This window comes from Pseudomonas sp. FYR_2, from assembly GCF_043106425.1.
Lineage (GTDB): Bacteria > Pseudomonadota > Gammaproteobacteria > Pseudomonadales > Pseudomonadaceae > Aquipseudomonas > Aquipseudomonas monteilii.
Genome location: NZ_JBICMM010000054.1, coordinates 224,892 through 234,697, shown reverse-complemented (window position 1 = coordinate 234,697; position 9,806 = coordinate 224,892). Strand labels below are relative to the sequence as shown.

Below are 9,806 nucleotides of genomic sequence, written 5' to 3'. Positions count from 1 at the left end.
AAAAAATCACTGTATGACCACCAGACCCTGCCTCCAATTAAAAGAACCAGAGGGTACCCGTCATGTCCAGCACCACACTTGACCCATCCACCGTCGACCGCCCCGCGCACAGTGCCGAACGCCAGGCCCTGCGCAAGGCCGCCCGGGCCAGTTTCATGGGCAACTTCGTCGAGTGGTTCGACTACGCCGCCTACGGCTATCTGGCCACCATCATCGCCGCCACCTTCTTCCCGCAAACCGACAAGACCACCGGCTTGCTGGCCACCTTTGCAGTGTTTGCCCTGTCGTTCCTGGTGCGGCCATTGGGCGGCATCGTCTGGGGGCATTTTGGCGACCGCCATGGCCGGCGCAACGCACTGTCGTGGTCGATCCTGATCATGTCGGTATCCACCTTTTGCATTGGCCTGTTGCCCGGTTATGCGCAAATCGGCCTGTGGGCACCCTGCCTGCTGTTGCTGATCCGCCTGGTGCAGGGCTTTTCGGCTTCGGGCGAGTACGCCGGTGCCGCCGCGTTTCTGGCTGAATACGCACCGCCTGGCCGGCGCGGCTTGTACACCAGCATCGTGCCGGCCAGCACGGCGGCGGGCTTGCTGTTTGGGGCGGCATTCGTGGCGGTACTGCACGAACTGCTCAGCAACGAAGCCCTGCATGAATGGGGCTGGCGGCTGCCGTTCCTGCTGGCGGCGCCGTTTGGCCTGGTCGGGCGGTATATCCGCATGAGCCTGCAGGACACCCCCAAATTTCTGGAGATGGAGCAGCGCCTGGAAAACAAAGCCTGCATGGCGCGGGCGCCAATACGCGAGCTGATGAGCCAACACCGTCGCAGCCTGGGCATCGGCATTGGCGTGACCTGCCTGAACGCCGTGGCGTTCTACCTGCTGCTGAGCTACATGCCGACCTACCTGTCTACTGAAATGGGCATGAGCGAGCGGGATTCGTTCATTGCCTCGACGGTGTCGCTGGCCACCTATATTGGCTTGATCTTCCTGATGGGGCGTTTGTCCGACCAGTTTGGCCGCAAGACCATGCTGGTGGTGGCGTCGCTGTTGTTCCTGGGGCTGACCGTGCCGTTGTTCCGCCTGCTCGATGGGCAGCCGCTGGTGGTGATCCTGGCGATCCAGATTTGCTTCGGGGCGATACTGGCAATGAACGACGGCACCTTGCCGTGCCTGCTGGCGGAGATTTTCCCGACCCGGGTGCGTTTCAGTGGCTTTGCCCTGAGCTTCAATCTGGCCAACGCGCTGTTTGGCGGGACTGCGCCGTTCATTGCGACCTGGCTGATCCAGGTGACCGGCAGCAAGCTGGCACCGGCGGGGTATTTGCTGGCGGCGGCACTGGTGGCGCTGGTTGCCATGCTGATGTGTCGGGAAACGGCGCACTCGGCTCTTGAAGATTAGTTGTACTGGCCTTTTCGCGGGTAAACCCGCTCTCACAGGAACCCCACAGGCCTGAGCATTGTGCGGTCCCTGTGGGAGCGGGTTTACCCGCGAAGAGGCCAGTAAAACCAATACAAAACTTGAATCAGTGCAGCGAGGCCTGCCGTCGCTCCCCCAGCGGCGACAACCCGAAGAACCGGCTATAACTCTTGGAAAAATGCGCCGGCGAACTGAACCCGCACGCCAGTGCCACCTCACGCACCTGTACATCGCTGCGCAGCAGCAACTCCCGCGCTCTCGACAGCCGTAACTCCAGGTAATACTGGCTGGGCGTGCGCTGCAGGTACTTGTGAAACAGCCGCTCCAACTGGCGCACGGTCACTTCATTGAGGCTGGCCAGCTCTTCCAGCCCCAGCGGTTCTTCCAGGTTGGCTTCCATGATCGCCACCACCTGGCTCAGCTTGGGTTGGGCGCTGCCCAACAGGGTGCGCAGCGGCACCCGCTGGCGCTCGCGCTCGCCACGCATGCGGTCGCACAGCAACAGCTCGGCAGCCTTGGCCGCGATGTCCTGGCCGCCAGCCTCGCGGGCTACCAGTTGCAGCATCATGTCCATGGCCGCCACACCGCCCGAGCAGGTGTAGCGGTCGCGGTCCAGTTCGAACAGCTGGCTGGAGATCACGATGCCGGGGAAGTGTGCCTGCAATGTCGGCAAGTCTTCCCAGTGGATGGTGCAGCGGTAGCCCTTGAGCAGCTCGGCCTTGGCCAGCAGGTAGCTGCCGGTACAGATACCGCCCAAAGGCATGTGTTGGCGGGCCAGTTGGCGCAACCAGTCGATCAACGGGCGGTTACCACGACTACGGTCGATGGGGTTGGCACCCACCACCAGCAGAGCATCCAGTGCGGGCGCGTTGGCGATGCTGTAGTCGGGCAAGACGCGCATGCCGTTGCTGGCCGTCACTGGCGCATCGTCTGCTGCGATAAGCACACTGCGATACAGTGGCTTGCGCGCGGCCAGGTTGGCCATGCGCAAGGTTTCTACCGCCGAGGCCAGGCCGATGGTGGTGAAGTTGGGCAAAATCAGAAAGCCGAAGGTCTTCGCGGAACAACTCTTTACAATAGACGGCGATGGGGTTGCAGAAGCGGGGTGGACCATTGCGCTGTTCCTGTGCAAGCTGAGGCATAGTTCGTCAGGGGCAGTGAGAAAATACAGCCTCGCGTGGTTCTTGTTGTTATAGGTCGTTGCCGGGTCGATCTTACACCCCCGGCGCAGCGACCAGGAATGGCCCCGCCGGCTGGCAGGGCCGACAGTGATTGCACAGAGAAGGTGATCGTTCGTGAACCCCGAATCCATGCTGGCGGCATTGCCAGGCTACGCCATGTCGCCCGAGTCGATCCAGGTGCTGCCCGATGCCAAGGCCTACCGCGCCTGCCTGTTCGAGCGCATCCGCGCTGCAACCCGGCGCATCGTCATCGTTGCGTTGTACTTGCAGGAAGACGAGGCCGGCCAGGAAGTGCTGGATGCCTTGTACCAGGCCAAGGCCGAGCGGCCGGGCCTGGAAATTACCATCGTGGTCGACTGGTTCCGTGCCCGCCGTGGCCTGCTCGGGGCCGGTCGCCAGCCGGGTAACGCCGCCTGGTACCAGGCCCAGCGCCAGTTGCGCGGGCTGGATATCGTCATTCACGGGGTGCCGGTGCAGACCCGCGAGTTGTTTGGTGTGTTGCACCTGAAGGGCAGCATTATCGACGACTGTGTGATCTACACCGGCGCCAGCCTGAATAACGTGTACCTGCACCGCTTCGACCGTTATCGCCTGGACCGCTATCACCTGTTCCAGTCGCCGGCGCTGGCCGACGCCATGGTCGGCCTGGTAGGGCGCCTGCTGCACCACACCGCCACACCGCGCCTCGACGTGCCCGCACCACCCGCCACCCGTAGCCTGCGCGGCGACATCCGGCGCTTGCGTGCGCGGTTGCGGCGCATGGCGTACGAGGCACCGGCCGCGGTGCCTGGGGAGGGCTTGCGGGTGGTGCCACTGTTGGGGGTGGGCCGTGGCAACCCGTTGAACCGGGCGCTGTGTGCCCTGCTGGCGGCGGCGCGCACGCACATCATCATCAGCACGCCGTATTTCAACCCGCCACGGGTGGTGATGCGCGAGCTCGATCATGCGCTGGAGCGGGGCGTGCATGTTGAGCTGATCGTGGGTGACCGCACCGCCAACGACTTCTACATCGCCCCCGGTGAGCCGTTCAGTGCCAGTGGCGCTTTGCCTTATCTGTATGAAGACAACCTGCGAGCCTTCGCCCGGCGCCGCCACGCGGCCATTACCCGTGGCCAGCTGGAAGTGCGGATCTGGAACGATCCCGGGCATACCTTCCACGCCAAGGGTGTGTGGGTCGACCAGCGCTATTCGCTGCTGACCGGCAACAACCTGAACCCTCGCGGGTTCAACCTGGACCTTGAGAACGGCCTGCTCATCGATGACCCGCAGGGGCAGTGGCTGGCGCCACGGGCAGCGGAGTTGAACCAACTGCGCAGGTACGCGCCAAAAATCGGCTCTGCAGCGGCGCTGGGGGTGAAGGCCGAACATCCCAAGGAAGTGCGCAAGTTTCTGCGGCGGCTGCGCTTTAGCCGGCTGGAGCCGTTGATCAAGCGGGTGCTCTGAGCCCTTGCACCCTTCCAAAAGCGATGCGTGCGCCTACAAGGACCGTGCAGGCTCGGCGACCTTAGCTAAGCCTGTGCATGTGTGACTCGGACCGCCTGAGTGCTCACGGGCGGGCAACTGGGGCGCTTTCTTGGGTGAATGCATCGCGATTTGAGTGGTGAACACGACAGCTTGATGTCAATATGATATTGCTTGCGTACGACCATGGACAGGGGCTGGGCTATCATTTGCAGGCAACCGTGCAAGGCCCCTCTGAAAAGTCATCACGAGCGCATACAATCGGGCCTTTTCTTCGTTAACCAGATAGGCCAATGCGTATATGGCGCTAGATCCATCCACGATGCTGACCATCTCGGTCGCCCTGGCAGCAGCTGCTGCGTTGTACCTGGCGATTGAGTGGCGCAGCGTCCGCGAAACCTCTTTGCTGTTCTGGAGTGCAGGTTTTGCCACCATTACTGTCGGCTGTGTTCTGGCCTTGCTACGCGGGATCGGCTTGCTGTTCATCGGCATCTGGTTCGCCAATGGCTTGCTGGTGGTTGCGCACTGGTTTTTCCTGATGGGCGTGTTGCGTTTTACCCAGGACCGTTTGTCGCGGGCCTGGTTATTGGTTGTGGTCGTGTGGTTCGCCTTGCTTTTGCTGCCCGTGGGGCCGCAGTGGTCGAAGGTGATGTTGATGGTCAACTCGCTGCTGGTGGCCGCACTGACGCTGAAGGCCAGCCTTCTGTTGCGGCCGCACGGCAAGTCGCTGAGCGTGGGGGCGGTGCAGCTGCGCTATGTGTTGCTGCTCCACGGGCTGTTCTACGTGGCCAAGGCGGTCATTGCGATCACGCCGGGCACCTTGATTGACCTGGCCACCTTTGGCGGGCTGATCATCCAGATTTCCCTGGTCGAAGGGGCAATGGCGATCATGCTGATTGCCTTGTCGATGACCGGTACCGTGCGTTATCGACGCGAGGAGCGGATTGCCCGGCTGGCCGCGCGCGACCCGTTGACTGCGCTCTACAACCGCCGCGCGCTGGAAGTGCGGGCCGGGCATTTCTTCAAGGAAGTGAGCCCGGCTCAACCCGGGGCCTTGCTGCTGATCGACATCGATAACTTCAAGCTGGTCAACGATCTTCACGGGCATATCGCGGGTGATCGCTTGCTGATTGCCCTGAGCGAACTCATTCGCACGGTGCTGCCCGAGCGCTCGCTGGCAGCGCGTTTGGGCGGTGATGAATTCGTCATCTTGCTGTGCGGGGCGAGCAGTGAGCGGGTCATGGAGTTGGGTGGGCTGTTGCGTGAACAGTTCCAGCAGTACGCCAGCAAGACCGTGCCTACACCGCAGGCGGTCACCTTGAGTATCGGTGCCAACCTGTTCGACCAGCCACCGGTCAGCCTGGCGGCATTGATCGAGCAGGGGGATGTGGCGTTGTACCAGTCCAAACGCAGTGGGCGGGACAGTATCCGGTTTGTAGAGCGGCCGATGGCAGACCTTAGCCAATAGACCATTGGGGCCGACAAGCGGCCCCGATGGTGTGGGCTATCAGGCCACCACCTGGTAGCACGGCACATACGCCGCGCCGCCGGGCAGCTTCATCCGGTGCTGATCGACGAAGGCCTGTAACAGCCGGCCCAGCGGGTCCAGCACGGCGCTGTCGCCGTGGATCTGGTAGGGCCCATGCTCCTCGATCAGGCGGATGCCCTTGTCTTTCACGTTACCCGCAACAATGCCGGAAAATGCCCGGCGCAGGTTGGCTGCCAGTTCATGGGGCGGCAGCTCGCGGCGCAGGTCCAGCTCGGCCATGGCCTGGTGGGTCGGGTCGAACGGGCGCTGGAAGCTCTCCTCGATCTTCAGCAGCCAGTTGAAGTGGAAGGCATCGTTACGCTCACGGCGGAACTGCTTGACCTCTTTGAGCCCTTCGACCATGTGCCGGGCAACTTCCGCCGGGTCGTCGATGATGATTTCGTACAGCCGGTGCGCCGCTTCACCCAAGGTGGCGCCGACAAAGGCATGCAACTGCTGCAGGTAAGGCTCGGCACTGCGCGGGCCGGTGAGTACCACCGGGAACGGCAGGTCGTGGTTGTCCGGGTGCATGAGGATGCCCAGCAGGTACAGGAACTCCTCGGCCGTGCCGGCACCGCCCGGGAAGATGATGATGCCGTGGCCGACACGTACGAAGGCTTCCAGGCGCTTCTCGATGTCCGGCAGGATCACCAGTTCATTGACAATAGGGTTGGGCGCTTCGGCGGCGATGATGCCCGGTTCGGTCAGGCCCAGGTAACGGCTGCCGTGCATGCGCTGCTTGGCGTGGGCGATGGTGGCGCCCTTCATCGGCCCCTTCATCACGCCAGGGCCGCAGCCGGTGCACACGTCCAGTTTTCGCAGGCCAAGCTCGTGGCCGACCTTCTTGGTGTACTGGTATTCCTCGGTGCTGATCGAGTGGCCGCCCCAGCACACCACCATTTTCGGTTCCACGCCCGGGCGCAGGGTGCGCGCGTTGCGCAGCAGGTGGAAAACGTAGTCGGTGATGCCCTGGGAGCTTTCCAGGTCGATGCGCTGGCTGGCCAGTTCGCTTTCGGTGTAGACGATATCGCGCAGGGCGCTGAACAGCATTTCACGGGTGCTGGCGATCATTTCGCCATCGACGAAGGCGTCGGCCGGGGCATTCAGGAGCTCCAGGCGGACCCCGCGGTCCTGTTGGTGGATTTTTACCTCGAAGTCCTTGTAGGCCTCGAGGATGGTCTTGGCATTGTCGACGTGGGCGCCGGTGTTGAGGATGGCCAGGGCGCACTGGCGGAATAGGGTGTAAAGGCTACCGGTACCGACTTCACTCAGTTGCTGCACTTCACGTTGTGACAGCGTTTCCAGGCTGCCTTTGGGGCTGACGGATGCATTGATGACATTGCGTTGAGGCATCTAAGTCTTTCCTGTGCGGGTAAAACATCCTTCTTTGACAACACCATACCGAGAAATGTGGGCGGCAACGAGAGGGCTGGTGAAAAAGCTTGAGACCGGCTTAGCTTCTTCGCGTTTTTACCCGCCAAGAAGCCAACCCGGTCTCAAGTCAGCCCAACAGCTTCTGCACGCCGAGTGTAATCGCCAAACCACCCCCGACCAGCCACAGGTTGAGAATTGCCCCGGTCGCCAGCGCTTTTGGCCCAGCCTGGCGGATCTGGCTGAAGCGGGTTTCCATCCCCAGCGCCGTCATCGCCATGGTCAGGGCAAAGGTGTCCAGGCTGTTCACCGCCTGGGTCACGCTACCCGGCAGCACCTGCAACGAGTTCACCAACACCAGGGCGAGGAAGCCGAAGGCGAACCAGGGCATGGCGATACGCCCATTGCCCTGCGCCTGGCCGGCTTTGCGCGTACGGCTGATCCACAGGCCTACCACCAGCAGTACCGGCACCAGCAACATTACCCGGGTCATCTTGACGATGGTTGCGATATGGGTGGCTTCAGGGCTTACGTTACTGGCGGCGCCAACTACCTGGGCCACTTCATGAATAGTGCCGCCCAGGAACAACCCTGCGCCCATCGTGTCGAGGTGCAGCCAGCCGGCGTTGATGGCCAGTGGGTACAGGAACATCGACAAGGTGCCGAACAGCACCACGCTACCGACTGCCATGGCGCTCTTGTGCGGGGCACTGCGCAGTGCCGATTCGAAGGCCAGCACCGCAGCGGCGCCGCAGATGGCGCTACCGGCGGCCGTCAGCAAGGCGGTGTCGCGGTCCAGCTTGAACAGTTTCATGCCGCACCACAGGCCGATCAGCAGCGTGCTGGATACCACCAGCAGCGACACGATCAGCCCCGACCAGCCGACTTCGGCGATCTCCTGCAGGCTGACGCGCAGGCCAAAGAAGGCCACGGCGATGCGCAACAGGCCGCGCGCAGAAAAGTTGATACCCGCCGCCCAGCTAGCCGGTACGCCGTCACGCAGCGCGTTGCCATACAGCGCACCGGCGACAATGCCGACGATCAGCGGGCTGATGCCCAGGTTGGCGATGGCGGGCATGGCGGCCAGCTGAGTGACCGCGAGCGCGAACAACGCGACGAACAGGATGCCATTGAGCCGCCCTCGGGTAGAGAGGGTAGGTGCAAAAGCAGGGTTGGACGGAACCGTGGCCATGTGAGTCCTCCGGAAAGGTGTTTCGACAAGGCCTACGTTAATCTGGTTATAAATTTATAAAAAATCGTAATTTAGGATGGCAAATATCCGAATAGCTGATATTTTTCATCCATGACCCCGGAACAGCTGATAACGTTCGCCACCGTTGCCGAGCATGGCAACATCAGCCATGCGGCCCAGGCCCTGCATTTGTCGCAGCCGGCTGTGTCCGGCCAGCTCAAGCTGTTGCAGGAGGCGTTTGGCGAGCCGCTCTATCAACGTGCCGGCCGTGGTGTGCGGTTGACGGCGGCTGGCGAGCAACTGCTCGCCCATGCCGAGCGCCTGCGTGAAACCTTTCGTCAGGCGCAGGGGCTGCGTGAAGCCATGCGCGGGCTGGAGCGCGGGACCTTGCGCATCGGTGCCAGCACCACGCCGGCCAGCTACCTGTTGCCTTACCTGATTGCCGATTTTCACGGGCGCTATCCAGACGTACTGGTCACCACTTCACAAGGCAACACGGCGGAAGTTGTTGCCGCCCTGGACAGTGTCGATATCGCCTTGATCGAAGGCCCGCCAGGACAGGAGCTACCGCTGGGCACGGAAGTGACGGCGTGGCGTGAGGACGAGATCGTGGCCATCGTGCCGCGTGGCCACCCCTTGGCTGGCAGTGATCAGCAGACCCTGGCGTCACTGGGCGCCTGCCCGTTGGTGCTGCGCGAAAGCGGCTCGGGTGTGCGGCAAATCGTCGAGCGGGCGTTTGCCCGTGAGGGGGTGGCGATGCGCGTGGCGCTGGAGATTGCCGGGGTGGAAGGGGTGAAGGAGGCGGTGCGGGCCGGGATGGGGGTTGGCTTTGTGTCGGCGATGTCCATTCGCCATGAAGATGGGGCGCTGCACCGGCTGCAGGTTACGCCGCTGGCGCTGGTGCGTCGGTTTTCCATTCTGGTGCCGCATGCAGCTGCCCCGTCACGGGCGGCCGCGCGGTTTCTTGAGTTGTGTGTTGGCAGGCAAGTTGGTTGGGGCGGCGTGCGGCTACGATAGTTCCGGATACTGCGGGATTACGCAGAACCCAAGCGATCGCTACAGCCGCCGCACCGACCCCGTGCCTGCACCGATATCTGCCATGACTTCTACCAAAGCGAGGTTCTTGCTTAGGCGAGGTTCCTGGAAATCCGCGCTGCGCGTTTTTCGCCAGTCGTCATCGGGCAGTTGTGCAATTCGCTCGCGGCTCATGCTTCTCGTCAACAGGCCAGATTGCAACGTTGAGTAAGCAATGACTGACCTAGTAAAAATATCAGTTTCTAAACCACGAATGTCTATGTAGGGTGAAGGCATCTGAGGCTTGGGATAGTTTTGCCATGGATTGTCTTCTTCGGAGTGTAAGCCTCCAGAGTCGTCCGAACCTTGATCTAGCCTATACGGTTTACGGTTTCTCTGACCTGTCACAACATTCGTCCATTATCGGATTCGCCGGACAGCGGCGTGACGCAGTGCATGGCTTGTATCCGCTTGGAAATGGTCGGCGTCTGTATAGCCCTTCAATCTGCCGTTTTACCAGCCCTGACTCTATAAGCCCGTTTGGTAGCGGGGGGATAAATGCGTATGCTTATTGCTCAGGTGATCCTGTGAATTATGTTGACCCTTCTGGGTCTTCCAGAAATGCATCCAGGGGACAAGTGAAC

At 62.0% G+C, this 9,806-nt stretch carries 7 protein-coding genes and 2 pseudogenes; 5 read left to right on the top strand and 4 right to left on the bottom strand.

Annotated elements, in window-relative coordinates; all coding sequences use genetic code 11:
• Nucleotides 1-62 precede the first annotated feature (62 nt).
• Entirely contained in the window at nt 63-1,397 is a 1,335-nt protein-coding gene (locus tag ACF8R4_RS24130) for an MFS transporter (protein WP_392493615.1), read from the top strand.
• A gap of 124 nt (nt 1,398-1,521) precedes the next feature.
• On the opposite strand, the gene ACF8R4_RS24125 is transcribed toward ACF8R4_RS24130, so the two are convergent.
• The gene (locus ACF8R4_RS24125; RefSeq protein WP_060497101.1) at nt 1,522-2,529 is read right to left on the bottom strand and encodes a GlxA family transcriptional regulator; all 1,008 of its coding nucleotides are present in this window, start codon (nt 2,527-2,529) and stop codon (nt 1,522-1,524) included.
• A 181-nt stretch (nt 2,530-2,710) separates the two neighbouring features.
• Here ACF8R4_RS24125 and pssA point away from each other — a divergent pair, with 181 nt between their 5' ends.
• Together pssA and ACF8R4_RS24115 are read left to right on the top strand one after the other, a co-directional pair.
• Complete coding sequence (gene pssA / locus ACF8R4_RS24120; RefSeq protein ID WP_082426314.1) at nt 2,711-4,039, top strand: CDP-diacylglycerol--serine O-phosphatidyltransferase; 1,329 nt, start codon at nt 2,711-2,713, stop codon at nt 4,037-4,039.
• Between the two features lie 340 nt (nt 4,040-4,379).
• Complete coding sequence (locus ACF8R4_RS24115) at nt 4,380-5,525, top strand: GGDEF domain-containing protein (protein WP_060497100.1); 1,146 nt, start codon at nt 4,380-4,382, stop codon at nt 5,523-5,525.
• A 39-nt stretch (nt 5,526-5,564) separates the two neighbouring features.
• On the opposite strand, the gene ppnN is transcribed toward ACF8R4_RS24115, so the two are convergent.
• Nucleotides 5,565-6,938 carry a nucleotide 5'-monophosphate nucleosidase PpnN gene (ppnN, locus tag ACF8R4_RS24110; protein WP_060497099.1) on the bottom strand — a complete coding sequence of 458 codons (1,374 nt, stop codon included), beginning with the start codon at nt 6,936-6,938 and terminating at the stop codon, nt 5,565-5,567.
• Between the two features lie 148 nt (nt 6,939-7,086).
• The gene (locus tag ACF8R4_RS24105; protein WP_060497098.1) at nt 7,087-8,148 is read right to left on the bottom strand and encodes a YeiH family protein; all 1,062 of its coding nucleotides are present in this window, start codon (nt 8,146-8,148) and stop codon (nt 7,087-7,089) included.
• A gap of 111 nt (nt 8,149-8,259) precedes the next feature.
• Here ACF8R4_RS24105 and ACF8R4_RS24100 point away from each other — a divergent pair, with 111 nt between their 5' ends.
• Nucleotides 8,260-9,165: a LysR family transcriptional regulator gene (locus ACF8R4_RS24100; protein ID WP_392493614.1), complete on the top strand. Its 906-nt coding sequence runs from the start codon at nt 8,260-8,262 to the stop codon at nt 9,163-9,165.
• On the opposite strand, the pseudogene ACF8R4_RS24095 reads toward ACF8R4_RS24100, so the two are convergent.
• A pseudogene (locus tag ACF8R4_RS24095) lies at nt 9,134-9,402 on the bottom strand (aldo/keto reductase); the annotation flags it as partial. The gene ACF8R4_RS24100 and the pseudogene ACF8R4_RS24095 overlap by 32 nt on opposite strands.
• An 80-nt stretch (nt 9,403-9,482) precedes the next feature.
• On the opposite strand from ACF8R4_RS24095, the pseudogene ACF8R4_RS24090 reads away from it, so the two are divergent.
• Nucleotides 9,483-9,761 (top strand): annotated as a pseudogene (locus ACF8R4_RS24090) (RHS repeat-associated core domain-containing protein); the annotation flags it as partial.
• Nucleotides 9,762-9,806: the final 45 nt, after the last annotated feature.

What these genes read in the sequence shown, in the direction of transcription:
- ACF8R4_RS24130 (WP_392493615.1), top strand. Translation starts at nt 63, where the DNA reads ATGTCCAGCACCACACTTGACCCATCCACCGTCGACCGCCCCGCGCAC.
- ACF8R4_RS24125 (WP_060497101.1), bottom strand. Translation starts at nt 2,529, where the DNA reads ATGGTCCACCCCGCTTCTGCAACCCCATCGCCGTCTATTGTAAAGAGT.
- ACF8R4_RS24115 (WP_060497100.1), top strand. Translation starts at nt 4,380, where the DNA reads ATGCTGACCATCTCGGTCGCCCTGGCAGCAGCTGCTGCGTTGTACCTG.
- ppnN (WP_060497099.1), bottom strand. Translation starts at nt 6,938, where the DNA reads ATGCCTCAACGCAATGTCATCAATGCATCCGTCAGCCCCAAAGGCAGC.
- ACF8R4_RS24105 (WP_060497098.1), bottom strand. Translation starts at nt 8,148, where the DNA reads ATGGCCACGGTTCCGTCCAACCCTGCTTTTGCACCTACCCTCTCTACC.
- ACF8R4_RS24100 (WP_392493614.1), top strand. Translation starts at nt 8,260, where the DNA reads ATGACCCCGGAACAGCTGATAACGTTCGCCACCGTTGCCGAGCATGGC.